Source organism: Luteimonas sp. KH_071 (genome assembly GCF_057838005.1).
This window is the reverse complement of record NZ_CM174458.1, coordinates 2,102,494-2,122,791: the sequence shown is the minus strand read 5'-3', so window position 1 is coordinate 2,122,791 and position 20,298 is coordinate 2,102,494. Positions and strand designations below refer to the sequence as shown.

20 protein-coding genes are annotated in these 20,298 nt (G+C 67.2%); 7 read left to right on the top strand and 13 right to left on the bottom strand.

Features of this window, described 5'->3' with window-relative positions; translation table 11 throughout:
- Positions 1–163: 163 nt before the first annotated feature.
- From AC3IRM_RS09900 to purB, 4 genes are all read right to left on the bottom strand, one after another.
- Entirely contained in the window at positions 164–1,075 is a 912-nt protein-coding gene (locus AC3IRM_RS09900; RefSeq protein WP_489203008.1) for a GNAT family N-acetyltransferase, read from the bottom strand.
- Complete coding sequence (locus tag AC3IRM_RS09895) at positions 1,072–2,292, bottom strand: JmjC domain-containing protein (protein ID WP_489203007.1); 1,221 nt, start codon at positions 2,290–2,292, stop codon at positions 1,072–1,074. Before AC3IRM_RS09895 ends, AC3IRM_RS09900 begins: the two co-directional genes overlap by 4 nt.
- A 137-nt stretch (positions 2,293–2,429) precedes the next feature.
- Entirely contained in the window at positions 2,430–3,434 is a 1,005-nt protein-coding gene (locus AC3IRM_RS09890) for a mannosyltransferase family protein (RefSeq protein WP_489203006.1), read from the bottom strand.
- 185 nt (positions 3,435–3,619) lie between these two features.
- Entirely contained in the window at positions 3,620–5,002 is a 1,383-nt protein-coding gene (gene purB, locus AC3IRM_RS09885) for an adenylosuccinate lyase (RefSeq protein ID WP_489203005.1), read from the bottom strand.
- Positions 5,003–5,123: 121 nt separating this feature from the next.
- On the opposite strand from purB, the gene AC3IRM_RS09880 reads away from it, so the two are divergent.
- Complete coding sequence (locus AC3IRM_RS09880) at positions 5,124–6,536, top strand: class II fumarate hydratase (protein ID WP_489203004.1); 1,413 nt, start codon at positions 5,124–5,126, stop codon at positions 6,534–6,536.
- A 139-nt stretch (positions 6,537–6,675) separates the two neighbouring features.
- On the opposite strand, the gene AC3IRM_RS09875 is transcribed toward AC3IRM_RS09880, so the two are convergent.
- The 7 genes from AC3IRM_RS09875 to AC3IRM_RS09845 form a co-directional block, all read right to left on the bottom strand.
- Entirely contained in the window at positions 6,676–7,407 is a 732-nt protein-coding gene (locus tag AC3IRM_RS09875; protein WP_489203003.1) for a YggN family protein, read from the bottom strand.
- Between the two features lie 26 nt (positions 7,408–7,433).
- Entirely contained in the window at positions 7,434–8,288 is an 855-nt protein-coding gene (locus tag AC3IRM_RS09870; RefSeq protein WP_489203002.1) for a DUF4097 family beta strand repeat-containing protein, read from the bottom strand.
- Positions 8,289–8,406: 118 nt separating this feature from the next.
- Positions 8,407–9,069, bottom strand: coding sequence for a hypothetical protein (locus tag AC3IRM_RS09865; protein ID WP_489203001.1), 663 nt, complete (start codon positions 9,067–9,069; stop codon positions 8,407–8,409).
- Between the two features lie 45 nt (positions 9,070–9,114).
- Positions 9,115–10,161 (bottom strand): hypothetical protein, encoded by a 1,047-nt coding sequence (locus AC3IRM_RS09860; RefSeq protein WP_489203000.1) that lies wholly within the window; start codon positions 10,159–10,161, stop codon positions 9,115–9,117.
- Entirely contained in the window at positions 10,158–11,033 is an 876-nt protein-coding gene (locus AC3IRM_RS09855; protein WP_489202999.1) for an ABC transporter ATP-binding protein, read from the bottom strand. The genes AC3IRM_RS09860 and AC3IRM_RS09855 overlap by 4 nt, the downstream gene beginning before the upstream one ends.
- On the bottom strand, positions 11,030–11,401 hold the full coding sequence (locus AC3IRM_RS09850) for a GntR family transcriptional regulator (protein ID WP_489202998.1): 372 nt from the start codon (positions 11,399–11,401) through the stop codon (positions 11,030–11,032). The genes AC3IRM_RS09855 and AC3IRM_RS09850 overlap by 4 nt, the downstream gene beginning before the upstream one ends.
- A 4-nt stretch (positions 11,402–11,405) precedes the next feature.
- The gene (locus tag AC3IRM_RS09845; protein WP_489202997.1) at positions 11,406–11,678 is read right to left on the bottom strand and encodes a hypothetical protein; all 273 of its coding nucleotides are present in this window, start codon (positions 11,676–11,678) and stop codon (positions 11,406–11,408) included.
- 132 nt (positions 11,679–11,810) lie between these two features.
- Here AC3IRM_RS09845 and AC3IRM_RS09840 point away from each other — a divergent pair, with 132 nt between their 5' ends.
- From AC3IRM_RS09840 to AC3IRM_RS09815, 6 genes are all read left to right on the top strand, one after another.
- On the top strand, positions 11,811–12,401 hold the full coding sequence (locus tag AC3IRM_RS09840; protein ID WP_489202996.1) for a glutathione peroxidase: 591 nt from the start codon (positions 11,811–11,813) through the stop codon (positions 12,399–12,401).
- A gap of 85 nt (positions 12,402–12,486) precedes the next feature.
- Positions 12,487–13,407, top strand: a complete 921-nt coding sequence (locus AC3IRM_RS09835; protein ID WP_489202995.1) for an FKBP-type peptidyl-prolyl cis-trans isomerase — start codon at positions 12,487–12,489, stop codon at positions 13,405–13,407.
- A gap of 76 nt (positions 13,408–13,483) precedes the next feature.
- Positions 13,484–14,251: a BamJ family beta-barrel-assembly machinery protein gene (gene bamJ / locus AC3IRM_RS09830; protein ID WP_489202994.1), complete on the top strand. Its 768-nt coding sequence runs from the start codon at positions 13,484–13,486 to the stop codon at positions 14,249–14,251.
- A gap of 52 nt (positions 14,252–14,303) precedes the next feature.
- A complete protein-coding gene (locus AC3IRM_RS09825) occupies positions 14,304–14,531 on the top strand; it encodes a SlyX family protein (RefSeq protein ID WP_159678866.1) in 228 nt (75 codons plus the stop codon).
- 11 nt (positions 14,532–14,542) lie between these two features.
- Entirely contained in the window at positions 14,543–15,244 is a 702-nt protein-coding gene (locus AC3IRM_RS09820) for a DUF2058 domain-containing protein (RefSeq protein WP_489202993.1), read from the top strand.
- A gap of 8 nt (positions 15,245–15,252) precedes the next feature.
- Positions 15,253–16,008, top strand: a complete 756-nt coding sequence (locus tag AC3IRM_RS09815) for a transporter (protein ID WP_489202992.1) — start codon at positions 15,253–15,255, stop codon at positions 16,006–16,008.
- 57 nt (positions 16,009–16,065) lie between these two features.
- Here AC3IRM_RS09815 and AC3IRM_RS09810 read toward each other — a convergent pair whose 3' ends face one another.
- Together AC3IRM_RS09810 and metH are read right to left on the bottom strand one after the other, a co-directional pair.
- Positions 16,066–17,487: an amidohydrolase family protein gene (locus AC3IRM_RS09810; RefSeq protein ID WP_489202991.1), complete on the bottom strand. Its 1,422-nt coding sequence runs from the start codon at positions 17,485–17,487 to the stop codon at positions 16,066–16,068.
- 80 nt (positions 17,488–17,567) lie between these two features.
- The gene (gene metH / locus AC3IRM_RS09805) at positions 17,568–20,246 is read right to left on the bottom strand and encodes a methionine synthase (protein ID WP_489202990.1); all 2,679 of its coding nucleotides are present in this window, start codon (positions 20,244–20,246) and stop codon (positions 17,568–17,570) included.
- Positions 20,247–20,298: the final 52 nt, after the last annotated feature.

The following is a 20,298-nucleotide window of genomic DNA, read 5'->3' as shown; positions in this document are numbered from 1 at the left end:
CTGACCCGGAGCGATCTCCGGAAAACAGGCGGGATCTGGCGCGAAACGACGCCCGAGAGTATACGCGGGTCGTTCGCCGCGATGCACCATCGAGGCGCGCCGCGGCCGTCGCGACGAGGTGTTCCGACCGCGTCCCGCGCACGCCGGAACGGCGCAAAACAGCTCAGATGCCCAGTGCGCGGAACTCGTTGCAGATGCGTGAACGTTCCCACACCGGCGCGAACTGCTGGGCGAGCTGGCGCGCGCGTCCCGGCAGGTCGGTCGCGACTTCGCCGTCGACGCGATGTCCCAGCGGGCGGACATGGAGGCCGCCGGCGTCGTTGACCAGGAATGCGCCGGCGAACTCGCGGTCCACCGGATCTTCCACCGCGCGGAACACGAAGGCGCTGCTCAGCCTCTGCGCCATCGCCAGCACGGCGGAACCGCGCCGCTGCAGGGTCACGGGGTCCTGCAACAGCACCTGTATCTGGACACCGCGGCGCGCGGTGGCCAGGCCACGCAGCGCGGCCAGGACATCAGGATGGTCGTAAAGACCGGGATCGAGATCGCGCGTCCGCAGCCAGACCGAGCGCCGAGCGGCGGAGACCAGGGTCACCGTTGCATCGATCGCGGTCTGGAGGTCTTCGACGGGGAACGTTGCGCCGGCGACACGACGCATCGTGCGATGGGCGATGCCCGCTTCCTCGTAGCGCGCACCTTCGGCGATGAACCCGGCGCGCGCGTACACCGCCATCGCCTGGAGTTGCGCATGCAGATAGGTTTCCCGCAGACCGGCATCGCGGGCGGCATCGAGCAGCGCACGCAGCATCGCCGCGCCGACGCCGCGACCGCGCCAGTCACCGCGGACGGCGAGCCGGCCGATGCGGCCGTCGGGCGCGATGCGTCCGGCGCCGATCGGGGCGCCGTCGAAGGCGGTCGCCAGCACGTGCTGGCTCAGGGCATCGAGCGCATCGCGTTCGAGTTCGGGCGGCACGCCCTGTTCGTCGACGAACACGGCCGTGCGCACCGCATGCGCCGACGCCAGGTCAGCGGCATCGGTGACGACGGCGACCCGGAAGGGCGCCGCCGCGCTCATGCGTCCTCGGCGTCCAGCAGGGTGTAGTGGCCCTCGGCCAGCAGGTCGAGCAGCGTATCGCGACCCGTACCCGACAGCGCGGCATACGCGCGTCCGTCGATCCGTGATTCGGCGGCCAGCGTGCGTGCATCGCGCAGCGACAGCGGCCACGCGGTGCCCGACACGAACAACCGCGCGCCGCTCGCGGCCTGGCGCCAGGCCATCCGGGTGAAGGGATTGCGGTGCAGCACGGCCTGGCCCTGCGAGAGCAGCCATTCGAGTTCGATGCGCGGCGGCACGTCGCCCCCCGAGACCACCTGCTGCGCATTGCGGTAGCCGGTGATGAAGCTGCCGAACCAGTCGCCGAGACGATCGGGGTCCTTCATGCGCATCACGTTGAGCGCCTCGACCACGCGTGCCATCGCGTCGGCGTCGATCTCGTTCGGGTCGGCCGGCGGCTGCAGGGTCTCGTCGTGATAGCGCATCGATTCGTCGGCGTCTGCGGCCAGCGTGTCGATGTAGTCGCCCATCAGCTCGCTGACCGACGGCGCGCGCATGCCCACCGAGAACGTCAGGCAGGGATTTTCGGCCACACCGTGGTGCGGCACCATCGGCGGCAGGTACAGCATGTCGCCGGGGCCGAGCACCCACTCGTGGGTCGGCGCGAACGTGCGCAGCAGGCGCAGTTCGACATCGTCGCGGAAATCCTGCGGCGGCACGCCGCGGCCCATCGCATCCGAGGCGTCGATCTGCCAGCGCCGATGGCCCTGGCCCTGCAGCAGGAAGACGTCGTACTGGTCGACGTGCGCGCCGACCGAGCCGCCGGTCGCGGCGAAGCTGACCATGATGTCGTCGATGCGCCAGCGCGGCAGAAATGCGAAATGCGGCAGCAGCGCGGCGACGTCGGCGTCCCACTTGTCGACGTCCTGCACCAGCAGCGTCCAGTCGCGGTCGCCGAGCCCGGGAAACAGGTCCTCGTCGAAGGGGCCGGTCTCGACCTGCCAGCCATCGCGGCTGCGGTCGTGGCGGATCAGCCGCGACAGCGCGACGTCCTCACAGGCCAGGCCGGCCAGATCCTCGGGCTGCAACGGCGTCTCGAAGTCCGGGAACGCGTTGCGGATCAGCAACGGGCGCTTCTGCCAGTAGTCGCGCAGGAACTGCGCAGGCGGCATGCCCAGCGGGCCATCGCCGGCGAATGCGCGGGCGTCGATTTCGAAGGGGAGGCGGGCTCTGCTCATGGGCGGGGAGCCTACGCGAAAACGACAACGGCAAGGGTGCGCGAGTTGAGTTCGTACCAATCTCCAGTCGGGCCCGCCAGATATCTGAAAGCTCTAGCTAGAAAGCATTTCAGGTGCGTAGAAAGCGAATGCGAAAGTCAAGCGCCTGCGAAACTGAAGCCGAGCGCAAACCACCCGCTCATAAGCGAAAGCATAAGAGTACTTAAGATTATCCAAGACATCATCAACCATGGTTTGTCCAGCCAACATGCCAAGACCAGGAAGACCGGCAGGCACGTTAGGACGTAGCGGCCCATGCTTATCAAAGTCCCGGTCGACCAAGGTGCCAGTACGGTAAGAATGACAAACAGAGCGAGCGCTCGGCTCGAGTTTCGCCACAACCAAACAGCAGCCGCCAACGCGAGGACAAGCGCACCGCCATTGATCAAACGCATGTTCCATTGTTCGGCGACTTGAAGTGGTGTTGCAGCCCATTGAAGGAAAGGGGTTGCAATGCTACCTCCACCACGTCCCCAAGCCGTTTGAATCTCCACGAATGCCAGTGGGTTTCCAGTCCGTAACCACAGCCAACCCATGAAAAGCAACAAGCCCAGGCTAGCAAGTGCAGAAAGTACCCAGACCGGCAGTGTCTGAAATCGATTGGTTCGGCGCCCTTCCCACCAGATCACACCCGCCATCAGTACACCGGTTGGCCGCGTGGCAGATAGTAGAGCGCCCCACAACGAGGCACTGCCAAGATAAGAACGCGAGATGGCGATTAGAGCGCTTGCCGAAAGCAGCAAGAACAGCGATTCGGTCCACGGCAAAGAAAAGAAGTACGCCGTAGGGAAGAGCGCCAGGCAGAGCACAGCCCGGTCTGCGGTAGCGCGATCGCGGATCAGCTGGGTCCAGCGGTGCAGTTGGAACAGCCCCAGCAGAAGAAAGAGGTGTGCCAGCACCATCCCTCCTACCGCGGGATCGATACCTATGCGGATCAGGACGCCCCACGCCAACGGGTGCAGCGGGAAAAAGGCCCAGTTCGCCTGTTGCGAAACGTCGAACGTACGCGTTTCATAGCCCGACTGGGCAATCGAGAGATACCAAGCCGCGTCGTTGCCAACGACCCGCTTCTGAAGCGTCTCGCGTGAGGCGGAATCGAACAACCAGACTCCGTCCTGGGCGCCGTTCGGCTCCCACTGTTGCGAGACAGCCACTGCAAAGCCCGCACTGAGTAGCACGACAACACGCGAGAGGACAAACGCAAGTAAGGCGGCCTTGATAGCATGCCGCCAGTCAGCGATAGACTCAGGCTCGATCGGTACCGTTAAGAAACGCTTTGTAGTGATCGTCACAGTTTCCGTGCCAGAGCTTCGGCCAGCCCGGTGTAGCCGGCGGGCACCAAGTTGCGCAGGCGCGCCTTGTCGTCGGCCGGCAGGTCGAGCCCGTCGACGAAGCTGCGCATCGACTCGGCGGTGATGCCCTGGCCGCGGGTCAGCGCCTTGAGCTGCTCGTAGGGATTGGGCAGGCCGTGGCGGCGCATCACCGTCTGCACGGCTTCGGCCAGCACTTCCCACGAGGCGTCGAGGTCGGCGGCGAGGCGCTCGGGATTGACGCTGAGCTTGCCGAGGCCACGCTGCAGCGCATCGAGTGCGATCAGGGTGTGGCCGAACGCGGTGCCCAGCGCGCGCAGCACAGTGGAATCGGTGAGGTCGCGCTGCCAGCGGCTGATCGGCAACTTGGCGGCGAAATGCTCGAACAGCGCATTGGCGATGCCGAAGTTGCCCTCGGCGTTCTCGAAGTCGATCGGATTGACCTTGTGCGGCATCGTCGAGCTGCCGACTTCGCCTTCCTTGAGGGCCTGCTTGAAGTAGCCCAGCGAGATGTAGCCCCAGATGTCGCGGCACAGATCGACGCCGATCGTGTTGATGCGCTTGTGCACGTCGCTGATCTCGGCCACGCAGTCGTGCGGCTCGATCTGGGTGGTGTAGGGATTGAATTCGATGCCCAGCGATTCGACGAAGCGCTGCGCGAACGCCGGCCAGTCGACATCGGGGTACGAGACGACGTGCGCGTTGTAGTTGCCGACGGCGCCGTTGATCTTGCCGGTCAGTGCGACCTCCCACAGCAGTTCGCTCTGGCGCTGCAGACGTGCGACGACGTTGGCCAGCTCCTTGCCGACCGTCGACGGCGATGCGGTCTGGCCGTGCGTGCGCGACAGCAGCGGCAACGCCGCGTGGTCGTGCGCCATCGTGCGCAGCGTCTGGATCAGTGTATCGAGCGTCGGCAGCAGCACCGTGCGGCGCGCTTCGGCCAGCATCAACGCGTAGGACAGATTGTTGATGTCCTCGCTGGTGCATGCGAAATGCACGAACTCCAGCGACGGCGCCAGCGAGGCGTCGTCCTTGAGCTGTTCCTTGATGAAATATTCGACCGCCTTGACGTCGTGGTTGGTGGTGCGCTCGATCGCCTTGACGCGCGCGGCATCACTGACCGAGAAATCCTTCGCCAGCGACTTCAGGCGGGCGCGCTGCGCATCGTCGAACGCGGGCAGCTCCACGATGCCCGGCTCGTCGCCCAGCGCCAGCAGCCATTCGATCTCCACCCGCACGCGGGCGCGGATCAGGCCGTATTCCGAGAAGATCGGACGCAGCGCATCGACCTTGGTGGCGTAGCGGCCGTCGAGCGGCGACAGGGCGAGCAGGGCGGCTTCGGTCTTCTGAGTGTCGGACATGGGAGGCGTGGGGCGCAGCGGGCGAAGTCGTCATTTTAGCCTGTACAACCCTCGCGTATCCTGCCGCCACAACGCCAGCGACCGTGCCAGCCGAGTCATTCCCCCTCCTGGAGCCGAATCGATGCGCAAGACCAACGACGCGAATGCGTTCCGTACCGAACACGACAGCATGGGCGAGCTGCAGGTCCCCGCCGACGCCCTGTGGGGCGCGCAGACGCAGCGCGCGGTGCAGAACTTCCCGATTTCCGGCCGCCCGATGCCGCGCGGTTTCATCCGTGCGCTGGGCCTGGTCAAAGCCGCCGCTGCCGAGGTCAACGCGGGCCTCGGCCTGTTGCCGGAGAAGTCCGGCAAGGCGATCCGCGCCGCCGCGCTCGAAGTCGCCGACGGCAAGCACGATGCGCATTTCCCCGTCGATATCTACCAGACCGGTTCCGGCACCTCGTCGAACATGAATGCCAACGAGGTCATCGCGACCCTGGCCTCGACCGCCGCGCGCAAGGTGCATCCCAACGACCACGTCAATCTGGCCCAGAGTTCGAACGACGTGGTGCCGACGGCGATCCGGGTGTCGGCGCAACTCGCCGTCGTCGAAGACCTGTTGCCGGCGCTCAAGCACCTGCGTCGCACGATCGACAAGCGCGGCCGCGCGCTCGGCAAGGTGGTCAAGACCGGGCGCACGCATCTGATGGACGCGATGCCGCTGACCTTCGCGCAGGAGTTCGGCGCGTGGTCGTCGCAGTTGGCATCGGCCGAGGCGCGCCTGGGCGACACGCTCAAGCGCCTGCGGCGTCTGCCGATCGGCGGCACCGCGATCGGCACCGGCATCAACGCGCATCCGCAGTTCGGGAAGAAGGTCGCGCGTGCACTTTCGACGCTGACCCGTACGCGCTTCGATTCCGCCGAAGACAAGTTCGAGGGCATCGCGTCCCAGGACGACGCCGTCGAGCTGTCCGGGCAGCTCAATGCACTCGCGGTCGCGCTGATCAAGATCGCCAACGACCTGCGCTGGATGAATTCCGGGCCGCTCGGCGGTCTCGGTGAGATCGAACTGCCGGCGCTGCAGCCGGGCAGCTCGATCATGCCGGGCAAGGTCAATCCGGTGATACCCGAAGCCACCGTCATGGTCGCCGCTCAGGTGATCGGCCACCACGCCGCGATCACCGTCGCCGGGCAGACCGGCAACTTCCAGCTCAACGTCGCGCTGCCGCTGATCGCGGCGAACCTGCTCGAGTCGATCCAGTTGCTGTCGAACGTCACCCGGCTGCTGGCCGACGACGCGATCGCCGGGCTCAAGGTGCGCCGTGAGAACGTCGACGCGGCGCTTGCGCGCAACCCGATTCTGGTCACCGCGCTCAATCCGATCATCGGGTACGAGAAGGCTGCGGCGATCGCCAAGCGCGCCTACAAGGAGCAGCGCCCGGTGCTCGACATCGCCCGCGAGGACAGCGGCCTGTCGGATGCCGAACTCGACACCCTGCTCGATCCCGCCGAACTGACCAAAGGCGGTATCCACGCAGGCGCCAGCGGCGGCTGACGCCAGTAAAAAGACCGGCCCAGGGCCGGTCTTCTGCTGTCGGATTCGTTATCTGACGAAACTCCCACTGTAGGAGCGCGCTCGCGCGCGATGAGGATCTCTGTAGAAGACCGCATCGCGCACGAACGCGCCTCCCGAATCAGCGCGTTGCCGGATCCGCGGCGGCATCCGCTTCCGCGGCCTCGTCGTCGCCACGGACGACCGTCTCCTTGCGGCAGTCATCGACGTCGGTCGCGTCCATCTTTGCGTAGGGCTCGAAGGCGGGCAGTGCAGCCGCCAGCGCCTGTTGCGAGGCGAGCAGGGCCGGCAGACGGTCGCACAGCTTGTCGGCCTCGGCTTCGATCTTCGCGCCCTCGGCTTCCATGCGCTGCTCGAACTCCGCGGACTTGCCCGACAGCGCGCTGGCGATTGCACCCTTGGCGGCTTCCGCGCCGAGCTGGGCGCCCTGGATGCCGATCGTGATGCCGGCGTCCGCGATTGCAATGATGTTGCTGCGATGCGCCAGCAGCAGCTCGCGTTGCGCGCCGTCGATCTCGATCGTCTTGCCGTCGACCAGGAAGTCGCCCGCCGGGCTGATCTCGGCTTTGGGAAGTCCGGAGGTGCGGCTGTCGTCGCCGCCGAAGCGGAAACCATTGACGTTCAGGCCGCCGCCCGTGCCCCCCACGCTGATGTTGTTCTCGACCAGATCCTTGCGCGCCGTTTCCAGCGCGCGGCGTGTCGTCCGGGCGACGAAACCTTCTTCGACCGGCGCGGTCGCGGTGTCGCCACTCGCTGCCGAGGGCGGCGCATCGTCTCGACCGCAGGCGGTCAGCACGCCTGCGCAGGCGAGCAGCAGGACCAGGGGAATTGCGCGGAACGGCAGGGTCTTCATCATCGGACTCCGGATCTTGAAAGGATTCAACGTCTGCTGGGTACGCTGACGGTGCCGCGGACATCACGGTGCGAGATCCCGCCGCTGCCCTTGGCGACCACTTCGAGATCGCCGCTGATGCCGCGTGCATCGACATCGCCCGATCCGATCGAGCCGACACGCACGTTGCCCTGCACGTCGCGCAGGTCGATGTCGCCGGAGCCGAGGCTGCCGATGCGGACGTCGCCACCGGCACCCTCGAGCTTGAAGTCGCCCGACCCGATGCTGCCGACCTCGACCGGGCCGCGGACGCCACGTGCTTCGACGTCGCCCGAGCCGATCGACAGCACCTTCAGCTCACCGGCATCCTCGATCGTGATGTCGCCCGAGCCGACCTTTGCGGTCGCCCGGCCGTCGATGCGGCGCAGTTCCGCGTCGCCGGACCCCACATCCGCGCTCGCAGCCGCGACGCCGGTCACCCAGGCGTCGCCAGACCCCACCACCGTCTGCACCAGTGCGCTCGCGGGCACCTGGCCGGAGAGGTCCAGGTAGGCGTACTGGTTGCCCATCCACCCCGTCGAATCGGAGCTGCGGCGCAGGCTGACGGTCAGCGTATCCCCGTCGCGCTTCTGCTCGAGCACCAGCGAGGCGAGCATGGCCTCGCTCGACGCGCACGCGCGGCCACGCAGGGTGGCGTCCGGACGCTCGGCGCCGTCGACGCGCAACTTGCTGTTGCCGATCTCGAACCGCACGGTGCGCACGCCGTCGAGCTGCAGGGCCAGATCGCGGGGCTGGCTGTGACGGCACTTCGGGCTGTCGTCGGCCTGCGCCGCGAACGGCAGTGCCAGCGATGCGGCGATGAGCATGGCGAACAGCGGGCGAGCGGAGATGGCTGACGTCATAGCGAAAAAACTCCCTGGCGAAGTGGCCGGCCTGCGTCATTGCAGGGCCGAGGCGTGCGTGGTGGCTGACGCTAACCTGAATCGATGGGCGTGCGCGAGTCGTCCGACTTGCGTGGCCTCAGCGCCCCGCGAACTCGCGGCGGACTTCGTTGCGACAGCTGTCCGCGTCCTGCGCTTCGAGACGCGCATAGGGCCGGAACGCCGGCAGATCGCTGGCCAGCTGCTGCTGGGCGTCCCGCAGGGCGGGCATTCGGTCGCAGATCAGCAGCACGCCGGGGCCGACGGTATTGCGCACGGTGCGCTCGATGCGCCGCTCCAGACTGCCGGTCATCGCACCGACCATCAGCGAGAACACGCCGCGGTCGACGGAGTCCACGGCTGCCAGCGCGCTGACCTCACCGATGTCGATGCCGGCTTTCGCGATCTCGATGACCATGCGCCGGTAGCCGAGCAATTGACGCCGCTGGCTGCTGTCGATGGCGACGGCCTCGCCTTCGATCAGGAAATCGCCCTGCGGCGTGATCTCGGCCTTCGGCAACTTCGGCTCCGTTTTCGCCTTGCGGCGTCCGTCGCCGTGGATCTGCAGGCTGTTGGCGACATCGAGGTTTTCGGTATCGAGCTCGGCGCGGGCCTTGGCGAGATCGGTGCGGATGTCACGACGGGCGTCTTCCAGATCCCGGCGGATCTCTTCCCGCACGCCGCCGGTTTCGGGCGGCGCCGACCATGCAGCTATCGGCAAACACAGGGCAAGGGCGAATGCGGTGACAGCTGCAACTTTCATGGGTTGTCTCCAGAATCAGTAGGGTCGGGAGAAAAACGGGTGGACTCAGCCTTCTTCGCGCCAGCGGCGCAGGCGGATGGCGATCGCGATCATCACGGCGCCGGCGAGGATCCCGATCCACATCGAAGGCGCGGCGAAGTTGCTGTAGAGGCCGGAGAGCGAGAAGAGCTCGCTGGTCGGCAGAGAGCCGGACTGCAGGAGACCCAGGTCGCGGTGGGTCACGGGCACCGTGCCCAGCAGCATCCGCGAGATCACGTTGCCCCAGAGCCAGTGGCGCTCCAGGCCGATCACCTGGAGCAGGCCGGTCATCGATGTCGCGACGCCCAGGGCCAGCGGGATCAGCAGCGCCCACAGGAAAGGCTTGCTCTTGGCCCAGGCCGAGCACAGCAGCAGCCAGCCGACAGTGGGGAACATCCAGGCCGCGTACACCGGGATCGCCGCCAGGAAGTGACCGCCCAGCAGAAACACCGCGCCATTGCCCCAGAGCAGCGGGAACGGGTTGGCGCCATGCGCCGCCGCGGCAATGCTCAGAGCAATCAGGAACGCGAACATGATGAGGATGGCGAACGCGGTGGCGAACAGCGGGATCATGAGCGTCGCCGTCACGACCTTCGACAGCACGGTCGCTGTATCGGAGATCGGCAGCGACTTCCAGAACAGCACGCTGCGGTCGCGGCGGTCGTCGTAGAGCGCGCCGAGGCAGTAGAAGAAGGCCACGAAGATCATCACCAGGAACGGCCAGGTCGAGGACAAGGCCAAGGTGTATGTGAGGCCTTCCGACAGTTGGTAGAGATCATCGCTGGTCAATTGCTGGGCAAGCGTACCCAGATCCAGCCCGTTGATGGTCACGCCGTTGTGCTGGACCAGATTGCCCTCGGCGACCGCCTTGTGGGCGAACACGATGCCGGCGATCAGCAGGCCGATCGACAGCAGCAGCGAAATGCCGCCGGCGATCATCGGCGCCCAGAAGATGCCGCCCCGGTGCTCCCAGTATTCGCGCCGCAGCAGCAGGCGGAATCGGCTGGTCGGGTGGGTGGCTGCGAACGTGCGGGACGGGACCGGTGTGTCCACGGGTTCGGCGGCGGCATTCATGCGTAGGCTCCTTTCATCGTGGCCACGAACAGGTCGGCCAGGCCCGGGGTGCGGGTTTCGCCGTACGTCGACAGGGTGGAAACGGGCACGTTGTCGAACAGCATCACGGTCTTGCCGAAGGGCAGGGCGCGCTCGTCGAGCGGGCGGTGCGCGCGCGCGGCGTCGAGGTGTTCGGCGTTCACTAGGACTTCGACGAAGCGCTCGCCGACATCGTCCATCGGCGCGTCCAGCACGATCCTGCCGTTCTGGATGAAGAGCACGTCGGTGAGGATGTGCTCGATCTCCTCGACCTGGTGCGTGGTGACGATGATCGTCTTCTGCTCGTCGAAGTAGTCCTCCAGCAGGCGCTGGTAGAACTGCTTGCGGTAGAGGATGTCGAGGCCGAGCGTCGGCTCGTCGAGCACCAGCAGCTTCGCGTCGATCGCCATCACCAGGGCCAGGTGCAGCTGCACGATCATGCCCTTGGACATCTCGCGGACACGCTGCTTCGGGCCGAGCTTGGTATTGGCGAGAAAGCGCTCGCAACGGGCGCGGTCGAAACGGGGATGCACGCCTTCGACGAAATCGATCGCGTCACGTACCCGCATCCAGCGCGGCAGCACCGCGACGTCGGCGATGAAGCAGACATCGTTCATCAGTGCGTCGCGTTCGGTGCGTGGATCGCGGCCCAGCACCGACATCTCGCCGTCGAACCGGATCAGCCCCAGCAGCGCCTTCAATGCGGTGGTCTTGCCGGCGCCGTTGGGGCCGATCAGGCCGACGATGCGGCCGGCCGGAATCTGGAAGCTGGTGCCGTCGAGCGCACGCGCGCCCTTGTAGGTCTTGGTGAGGTTGCGAGAGGTGATCACCGGGGTGTCGATGACGGCGTTCATTCGTTGGCTCCATTGCCGATGGATTGCAGCAGGTCCCGGGTCGACAGCCCCAGGCGTTCGATCCGTTCCACCACCTGCGGCCATTCGTCCTGCAGGAAGCGCTCGCGCTCGCTGGTGCGTAGCTTCTTCGAAGCTTCCTCGGTGACGAACATGCCCAGGCCGCGGCGCTTCTCCACCAGCGCCTCGTCGGCGAGTTCCTGGTAGGCGCGGGAGACGGTGATGGGGTTGAGCTGGTAGTCGGCGGCCACTTGGCGCACCGAGGGCAGCGCGTCGCCGGGCTTCAGGACGCCGTCGAGCATCATCGCGATGACGCGTTCCTTCAGCTGGCGGTAGATGGGAGCACCGTCGCTCCATTCGATATTGGCCATGGCCTCAGCTCCTTCCACCAGCGCCCCGCGCGAACGAGAAGTACGGCAGGGCGAAGCCGCTGCGCGCGCGGCGGGCGCGGGGACGCGGGGTCTCCGCTTCGATGTCGGTCGTCGTCGCAGCGCGTTCGGCCTGTACGCGGGCCTTGGCAGCGGCTGCCATGGCCGGCGGTGGGGTCTCGCCGGCGGCCGGCGCCGTAGCGGCGAACAGCAGGCCGGCCGAAAGCGCCAGGGCGGCGGCGGTGCATGCGATGATCGGGGTGTGGAGCCTGCGGTTCATGAGGACCGTCCTGCTCTAGTGGGTAGGTGTTGTAGGTGACTATAACACCACCGCAGCAGGTGTCAACGCGTCCTGCAGAAATTTTCTACCCAACTGATGGCACAGGTGAGCGCCTGTGCAGGAGACCCGGACATGCGTGGCAATCGGTGGTTCCAGCGCGCGGCGCTGATGGTGGGACTGGCTCTCGCTACAGGTGCGGCCTTCGGGCAGGCGCCCGCATCGCCGCGTGGGGTACTGGATCACCAGTTCCGCCAGCTGGCGGTCCGCGAGACCGTGGATCTGCGCAGCGCCTACGGCGGCGACGTGGTGCTGATCGTCAATACCGCCAGCAAGTGCGGTTTCACCCCGCAATACGAAGCACTCGAAGCGATGCATGCGCGCCTGCGCCCGCGCGGTTTTGCGGTGCTGGGCTTCCCGTCGGGCGACTTCCGGGAGCAGGAGTTCGAAGACGAAGCGGCAATCCAGGAGTTCTGCACGCTGACCTATGGCGTGAAATTCCCGATGTTCCAGAAAGTGCATGTGGTCGGCCCCGAGGCCACGCCCATGTACAAGCAGCTGGCCGCGGCCACCGGGCAGGCACCGCAGTGGAACTTCCACAAGTATCTGGTCGGCCGCGACGGTCGGGTGCTCGGCCAGTGGGGCAGCCGCACGAAGCCGGACGACCCGGAGATCCTGGCCGCGATCGACCGGGCACTCGCCGCGCCGAGGCCGGCCGCTCGCTGAAGCCCGCGGCGGGCGCGATTGCTCCGCCGCCGTGCGCCCGCGACAATAGCCGGCTGCATCGCCCCGCATCCGGGGCAGGAGAATCATGCGGATGTTGAATCAGATGCGTGCCGCAGCCCTTGCGTTGCTGCTGGCACCGGTCGCCGCGCTGGCCGTGGCCGCCGAAGGCACCGATCGCGACAGGAGCAGCTATGTGGTCGGCATGGACATGGCCGCGCAACTGGCCCAGGTGACGCCCGACCTCGATCTGGCCGCGTTCGAGGCGGCGGTGACGGCCGCGCTCGCCGGCCAGCCGCCCGCGCTGGACCAGGCGGAAACCCAGCGCATCGGCCAGGCGCTGGCGCAGCGCGTCGCGTCGCGCAGCGGTCGACCCGTGCCGGGCATGCCGCCGGGCAGCGAACCGCCTGCGGTGGATCGTGCCAAGGTCGGCCAGATGCTCGGCGCCGATGTCGGCCGTTCGCTGGCCGCGATGCGCGACGAGATCGCCATCGCACCACTGATGCGCGGGGTCCGCGACACGGTCGACGGCAAGCCGCCGACGCTGGCCGCCGACGAGATCACGCAGGTGCGCCAGGCCATGATCACCCGTAGCCAGCTGCGCACCGCGCGCGCCGCGGACGACAACCGCCAGGCCGGCATCGCCTTCATGACCGCCAACCGCGGCAAGCCGGGGGTGTTCGCGACGGCGTCCGGCCTCCAGTACAGCGTGGAGAAGCAGGGGCTGGGTCCGCGTCCGCGCGCCAGCGACCGCGTGCGTGTGCACTATCGCGGCACGCTGCTCGACGGCACCGAGTTCGACAGTTCCTACAGCCGCGGCGAGCCGGCCGAGTTCGGTCTCGGCCAGGTCATCGCAGGCTGGACCGAGGGTCTGCAGCTGATGCCGATCGGCGGCAAGTACCGGTTCTGGATTCCCGGCGAGCTGGCCTACGGCATGCGCGGCAGTCCGCCGAGCATTCCCGCCAACTCGACGCTCGTGTTCGATGTCGAACTGATCGACATCCTCTAGACAACCGCTTTCCCTCCCGCCGGCCGCCACGCGCGACCGTCCGTTCCAGATCCTCTTATCCCGGAGTTTTGACCGCATGAAGAACACCAAGCGCCTCGCCATCGTCGGCCTCGTCGCCGTCCTGCCGCTGGCGATGATCGCCTGCAAGCCGATCGACAAGGAGACCGGCAAGCCGGTCGAAGGCGCCGCAGCCGATACGGCCGCCGCCGGGGAAGGCGAGATCGCCGGCCTCAAGGGCGAGCGTGAGCAGATCAGCTACATCATCGGCAACCAGATGGGCGAGCAGCTCAAGCAGATCAAGGACGAGATCGACGTCAAGACGCTGCAGCGCGCGATCAGCGAGACGCTCGACGACAAGGCCGTCGAGATCAGCGACGAGCAGGCCATGGGCGTGATGCAGAAGTTCGGCGAGCGCATGCAGGCCAAGCAGGTGGCCGAGATGCAGGAGAAGGCCAAGACCAATGCCGCCGAGGCCGAGACGTTCCTCGCCGAAAACGGCAAGCGTGAAGGCGTGCAGACCACCGCGTCGGGCCTCCAGTACCGCGTGATCACCGAAGGCACCGGCGCCAAGCCGGGCCCGAACGACACCGTGCGCGTGCATTACAAGGGCACGCTGCTCAACGGCGAGACCTTCGACAGCTCGATCGATCGTGGCGAGCCGGCGCAGTTCGCGCTCAACCAGGTCGTGCCGGGCTGGCAGGAAGGCCTGCAGCTGATGCCGGTCGGCAGCAAGTACGAGCTGTGGATCCCGGCAGCGCTGGGTTACGGCGAGATGGGCTCGGGTCCGATCGGTCCGAACCAGGCGCTGGTGTTCGAAGTCGAGCTGCAGGACATCGTCAAGTAAGACCCTGGCCGGTGCGCCGCTCCGTGCGGCGCGCCGGTCCATCGAGAATGCAATGAATGACACCGGACATGACGCGCTGGAATCGCGCGTCACCGAACTGGAAACGCGTCTCGCGTTCCAGGAACAGACCATCGGCGAGCTCAACGACGCACTGGCACAGGCGCGACTCGAGCTCAGCGCCCAGACCGGGTTGCTGCGCCGGATGATGGACGACCTGCGCCAGGCGCGCACCGTGCAGTTCCCCGATGCGTCGGAAGAACCGCCGCCCCCGCATTACTGAGGTCGACCGCAATGACCGATACCCTCCGCGACCAGTTGCTCGGCCTCGGATTCAAGGCGCCGGCCCCGGCTGCGCCCAAGCCCCGTCGCGACGACCGTCGTCCGCGGCCTGATGACCGTCGAGGCCCACGTCCCGCCGGCCGCGCCGCTGATGGCAAGGGCGGCGCGCCGCGTGGCGATGCCGCCGCGCGTCCGCAGGCCCGCAACACTGGCGCAGCACGCAACGACGGCAAACCGCGTCCGAACACCGATCGCCGCGCCGCAGCGCCGGGCAAGCGCCCGCCACGCGAAGACATCGATTTGGCCAAGGCGTTCGCCATCCGTGCCCAGCGCGAGAAGGACGAGCGCATCGAGGCCGAGCGGGTGAAGCAGGAAGAGGCCCGTCTGCGCCGCGAAGCGCGCGCGAAGCTGGAAGTGTTCCTGGCCGACAAGTCGCTCAACATCAAAGAAGCCGAGATCGCCCGCCACTTCGAATACGGCGGCAAGATCAAGCGCATCCATGTCGACGAGGCCCAGCTCAAAGCGCTCAACGCCGGCGAACTCGGCGTCGTGCAGCTCAACGGCCGCTACATGCTGGTGACCGCTGCGGTGCTGGAAGAAGCCGGTGCGATCTTCGCGCCGTCGGTGGCGCTGCGCATCGATCCGAATGCGCCTGCCGCGGACGATCCCTACAGCGATCCGAAGTACCAGGTGCCGGACGACCTCGTCTGGTGATGTCGTCCATGCCTGCGCGTCATGTGATGCGTGCGGGCACGGCCGTCATGCTTGCGTTCGCCTGCGCCACTGCGCAGGCCCAGGACGCGGCCGGGGTCGAGTTCGACCGGCCCGGTATCGGCTTTTCGCCATCGGTACTGGCGCCCGGGCAGATCGCCTGGGAGCAGGGCCTACCCGATATCGGACATGACGACAGCGACGGGGTGCGCACCACGCGCTACGCCGCCACGAGTGTGTTGCGCGTAGGCCTGGGCGCGGATCTCGAATTGCAGCTCGGCAGTGACAGCCGCGTGTGGGAACGCACGCGCAGCGCGGATGCACGCGAGCACGTGCACGGCGGCGGCGACAGCGGCGTCGCGCTGAAATGGGTGTTGCCGGGATCGAGCGACAACACGCAGTGGGCGTTGCTTGCGCGGCAGGGCGTGCTGACCGGCGCACCCGACATCCGCGCCGAACGCGCGCAGCAGGATCTCGGCGTCAGCGTCGCGACCGGCGACCTCGCGTTCTACGTCAACGGCACGCGCGACGAGAACGGCACTGGCTGGACCGTCTCACCGAGTTACGCGCTCCTGGCGACCGAGACCCTCGGCGCGTACGTCGAAGCAGGGCTCGGCACCGGGGCGCAGCGCTCACGCGCGCTGGGCACCGGCATCACCTGGCGCGTCGCGCCTGCGGTGCAGCTGGACCTCTCGGTGCTGCGCGGGTTCGCCGACGACGAAGACGACTGGACCGGCGGCTTCGGCGTGTCCTTCCTGTTGCCCTGACGGGTCCGCACGATCGCCGCGACACGCGCTGAAGTGCGGGTCGCGACGGGGCCTGCATCAGTCCCGCGCCTGCGGATCGTAGTCGGCAACGGGGCCTGCGACCTTTCGACCCGCCTGCCAGACGGCTTCGATGCTGCGCGTGTTGCGGATGTCGGTCAGCGGATCGGCCGACAGCAGGACGAAATCAGCGCGCTTGCCCGGCTGCAGCAGACCGCGATCGTCGAAGCGCAGCAGCTGCGCAGCCGCGCTCGTGGCGACGACCAGCGCCTGCTCGGGGCTGAAACCGGCCCGCTCGACCATCAGCTCCAGTTCGCGATGCTCGGCGAAGCCCGGCACGCGATGCGGCAGCGCGCCGGCGTCGGTGCCGAAGCCGATGCGCACGCCGGCCTCGCGCAGCGTCGACAGGTTCGCGAGATTCACCGCCAGCGCGTCGCGATGGCTCTGCGTCGCCGGATCGGCGAGTTTCTTGTCGCGCCATGCCGCATCCGACCATTGCGCGCGCACCGAGGCGGGCAGGGCATTGCGCAGGAACGGCGTGTCCAGCCAGTCCGGCTGCTCGGCGTAGATGTAGTTCGCTTCGTCGATCTGCAGCGTGGCGATGTAGCCGGTGCCCGCCGTTTTCATCGCCGCGACGAGCGGCGCGCCGATCGCCTGGTCGCGGATGCCGTGGGCGATGATGTCGACGCCGCTGGCGACCAGATCGGCGGCCGGCGCCAGATCATGGATGTGCGCGGCGACCAGCAGGTCGTGGCGATGCGCTTCCTCGATCGCGGCCTTGTAGACCTCGGGCGTCATCTGCGGTGACTTGCCTCCGAGATCGTCGACCCAGAGCTTGATCAGATCCACGCCCGATTCGGCCTGCGCGCGCACCGCGGCGCGGGCACCTTCGGCGTCAACGGGACGTGCGACGGGATCGTCCGACAGGCCCATGTTTGCAGCCGGCGGTGCGCCGTCGGGTGTGCCGACGCCGCCACCGGCCCCGTAGAGCTGGGCGCCGAGCATCGGATCGGCATTGATCGCAGTGCGGATCTCGCCGAACGCACTGCCGTTCATGCCCAGCGACGCGACCGTGGTGATGCCGTAAGCCTGGAACTGGCGCAGATCGGCCGAGACATGGTCCTGCGTGTAGAAACGGTCGCCGTGCTCGGTGCCGCGGGTGTTGCCGACGTGCGCGTGATCGTTGACCAGGCCGGGAATGATGAAGCGGCCGCGATGGTCGATGCGCTCGGCGCCTTCGGGCAGATCGTTCGCACCCGGCTCGGCGATGCGTTCGATCAGGCCGTCACGGATCACCAGTGAGACTTCGCCCAGATCGCGCACGCCGTCGAACACGCGGGCGTTGTCGACGACAATCACGCCGGTGTCTGCATCGCGCGTGGCGGATGCGTCAGCGTTGGCGGAGTCCTGTGCAGGGCCGCTGCAGGCGGCGAGGCAGGCCGTGGCGGCGAGCGCGACGAGTGCGCCGGGGCGTCGGGACATGCGTGCGTCCTGTTTCGTGGAGGACGCAACAGCCTACCGACCGCCGGGTGGCGGTCGTGTGTCCATGCCTGCGCGCGTCGCTATTCCGGGTCGTAGTCGAGGTTCGACGCGAGCCAGCGTTCGACCTGCGCGAGCGTGGCGTGCTTGCGCTTGGCGTAGTCCTGCGCCTGTTCCTTGGAGACACGGCCTACGACGAAATACTGGCTCTTCGGGTGGCTGAAGTAGTAGCCCGACACTGCCGCCGTCGGCAGCATCGCGAAGCTTTCGGTCAGCGTCATGCTGGTGTGCGCGGTCGCATCCAGCAGTTCGAACAACCGGCCCTTCTCGCTGTGTTCCGGGCACGCCGGGTAGCCGGGGGCCGGTCGGATGCCGCGGTACTTCTCGGCGATCAGCGCGTCGTTGTCGAGGCTTTCATCGGTGGCGTAGCCCCAGTAATCGGTACGCACGCGCTGGTGCAGCCGCTCGGCCAGCGCTTCGGCCAGACGATCGGCCAGTGCCTTGAGCAGGATCGCGTTGTAGTCGTCGTGCGCGGCTTCGAAGCGGGCGACGTGCGGCTCGATGCCGATGCCGGCGGTGACCGCGAACGCGCCGATCCAGTCCTCGACGCCGCTGTCCTTCGGGGCGATGAAGTCGGCCAGACAGAAGTCCGGGCGCTCGACCGGCTTGTCGACCTGCTGGCGGAGGAAGTGCAGGGTGGCTTCACCGTCTTCGTGTTGCAGCACGACGTCGTCGCCGACACTGTGTGCCGGCCACAGCCCGAACACGGCCTTTGCGGTCAGCCATTTCTCGTCGACGATCCGGCGCAGCATCGCCTGCGCATCTTTGAACAATTCGGTGGCCTGCGGGCCGACGACATCGTCGCCCAGGATCGCCGGGTACTTTCCGAACAGTTCCCAGGCGTTGAAGAACGGCGTCCAGTCGATGATCTGGACCAGATCCTCAAGCGGATAGTCGTCGAACACATGCACGCCCGGCCTGTTGGGCGTGGGTGGCGTGTACTGGCCCCAGTCGCCGTCGAAGCGCTGCGCGCGGGCTTTCGCCAGCGACACCAGTCGCTTGGCGTCGCCACGATTCGCGTGGCGCTGGCGAATCTCGGCGTAGTCGGCATCGTTGGCGGCGACGAAAGCGCCCCGCAGTTCCGGGCTGATCAGCGACTGCACCACGCCGACCGCGCGCGAGGCATCCTTCACCCAGACCGTTGGCGAGGCGTAATGCGGCGCGATCTTCAGCGCGGTGTGCGCGCGTGAGGTCGTCGCGCCGCCGATCAGCAGTGGCGTCTCGAAGCCCTGGCGCTTCATCTCGCGGGCGACGTGGCTCATTTCTTCCAGTGACGGCGTGATCAGCCCGGACAGGCCGATGACGTCCGCCTGCACCTCACGGGCCTTGTCGAGGATGGTCTGCGTGGCGACCATGACGCCGAGGTCGACGACCTCGAAGTTGTTGCAGGCCAGTACCACGCCGACGATGTTCTTGCCGATGTCGTGCACATCGCCCTTGACCGTCGCCATCAGCACGCGGCCGTTGTTCTTGCCGGCGTCGCCGGTGCGCAGCTTCTCGGCTTCGATGTAAGGCAACAGATAGGCGACCGCCTTCTTCATCACACGCGCGGACTTGACCACCTGCGGCAGGAACATCTTGCCGGCGCCGAACAGATCGCCGACGACGTTCATGCCGGCCATCAGCGGGCCTTCGATGACGTCCAGCGGCCGCGTGAACGACTGCCGCGCTTCCTCGGTGTCCTCGACCACGTACTGGTCGATGCCGTGCACCAGCGCGTGGGTGAGCCGCTGCTGCACCGGCGCCTCGCGCCAAGCAGTGTTCTCGACGTGGGCCGCGCCTTTCTTGCCCTTGTAGCGCTCGGCGAGATCGAGCAGGCGCTCGGTCGAGTCGCTGCGGCGGTTGAGCACCACGTCCTCGACGCAGTCGCGCAGTTCGGGATCGAGGTCATCGACGATCGGCATCGCGCCGGCATTGACGATGCCGAAATCCATGCCGGCCCGGATCGCGTGGAACAGGAACACCGCATGGATCGCCTGGCGCACGACCTCGTTGCCACGGAACGAGAACGACACGTTGGAGACCCCGCCCGAGACGTGGCAATGCGGCAGCGTGGCCTTGATCTCGCGCGTGGCTTCGATGAAGTCGACCGCGTAGTTGTCGTGTTCGGCGATGCCGGTGGCGATCGCGAAGATGTTGGGGTCGAAGATGATGTCCTCGGGCGGGAACCCGACGACTTCGGTCAGCAACTTATAGGCGCGGGTGCATATCTCGACCTTGCGGTCTTTCGTGTCGGCCTGGCCGACCTCGTCGAAGGCCATGACCACGACCGCCGCGCCGTAACGCAGCACCTTGCGCGCCTGTTCGAGGAACGCGGCTTCGCCCTCCTTGAGCGAGATCGAATTGACCACGCCCTTGCCCTGGAGACATTTCAGGCCGGCCTCGATGACGGTCCACTTCGAGGAGTCGACCATCACCGGGATGCGCGCGATGTCGGGCTCGGCGGCAATCAGGTTGAGGAAGGTGGTCATCGCATGCTCGGAATCGAGCATGCCTTCATCCATGTTGACGTCGAGGATCTGCGCGCCGCCTTCGACCTGCTGGCGCGCGACCTCGACGGCTTCCGGATAACGGTTTTCCTTGATCAGCTTGCGGAACGCCGCCGAGCCGGTGACGTTGGTGCGCTCGCCGACATTGATGAAGAGCAGCTCCGGGGTGACGATCAGCGGCTCGAGACCGGACAGGCGCATGTGGCGGCTCATACGGCCTCTCCCGGTGCAGGCGCGCGCCCGCGCGCGATCGGGCCTTCATGGC

Coding starts and splice junctions, on each gene's coding strand:
- AC3IRM_RS09900 (WP_489203008.1), bottom strand. CDS start 1,075: ATGAGCGCGGCGGCGCCCTTCCGGGTCGCCGTCGTCACCGATGCCGCT.
- AC3IRM_RS09895 (WP_489203007.1), bottom strand. CDS start 2,292: ATGAGCAGAGCCCGCCTCCCCTTCGAAATCGACGCCCGCGCATTCGCC.
- purB (WP_489203005.1), bottom strand. CDS start 5,002: ATGTCCGACACTCAGAAGACCGAAGCCGCCCTGCTCGCCCTGTCGCCG.
- AC3IRM_RS09880 (WP_489203004.1), top strand. CDS start 5,124: ATGCGCAAGACCAACGACGCGAATGCGTTCCGTACCGAACACGACAGC.
- AC3IRM_RS09875 (WP_489203003.1), bottom strand. CDS start 7,407: ATGAAGACCCTGCCGTTCCGCGCAATTCCCCTGGTCCTGCTGCTCGCC.
- AC3IRM_RS09870 (WP_489203002.1), bottom strand. CDS start 8,288: ATGACGTCAGCCATCTCCGCTCGCCCGCTGTTCGCCATGCTCATCGCC.
- AC3IRM_RS09865 (WP_489203001.1), bottom strand. CDS start 9,069: ATGAAAGTTGCAGCTGTCACCGCATTCGCCCTTGCCCTGTGTTTGCCG.
- AC3IRM_RS09860 (WP_489203000.1), bottom strand. CDS start 10,161: ATGAATGCCGCCGCCGAACCCGTGGACACACCGGTCCCGTCCCGCACG.
- AC3IRM_RS09855 (WP_489202999.1), bottom strand. CDS start 11,033: ATGAACGCCGTCATCGACACCCCGGTGATCACCTCTCGCAACCTCACC.
- AC3IRM_RS09850 (WP_489202998.1), bottom strand. CDS start 11,401: ATGGCCAATATCGAATGGAGCGACGGTGCTCCCATCTACCGCCAGCTG.
- AC3IRM_RS09845 (WP_489202997.1), bottom strand. CDS start 11,678: ATGAACCGCAGGCTCCACACCCCGATCATCGCATGCACCGCCGCCGCC.
- AC3IRM_RS09840 (WP_489202996.1), top strand. CDS start 11,811: ATGCGTGGCAATCGGTGGTTCCAGCGCGCGGCGCTGATGGTGGGACTG.
- AC3IRM_RS09835 (WP_489202995.1), top strand. CDS start 12,487: ATGCGGATGTTGAATCAGATGCGTGCCGCAGCCCTTGCGTTGCTGCTG.
- bamJ (WP_489202994.1), top strand. CDS start 13,484: ATGAAGAACACCAAGCGCCTCGCCATCGTCGGCCTCGTCGCCGTCCTG.
- AC3IRM_RS09825 (WP_159678866.1), top strand. CDS start 14,304: ATGAATGACACCGGACATGACGCGCTGGAATCGCGCGTCACCGAACTG.
- AC3IRM_RS09820 (WP_489202993.1), top strand. CDS start 14,543: ATGACCGATACCCTCCGCGACCAGTTGCTCGGCCTCGGATTCAAGGCG.
- AC3IRM_RS09815 (WP_489202992.1), top strand. CDS start 15,253: ATGCCTGCGCGTCATGTGATGCGTGCGGGCACGGCCGTCATGCTTGCG.
- AC3IRM_RS09810 (WP_489202991.1), bottom strand. CDS start 17,487: ATGTCCCGACGCCCCGGCGCACTCGTCGCGCTCGCCGCCACGGCCTGC.
- metH (WP_489202990.1), bottom strand. CDS start 20,246: ATGAGCCGCCACATGCGCCTGTCCGGTCTCGAGCCGCTGATCGTCACC.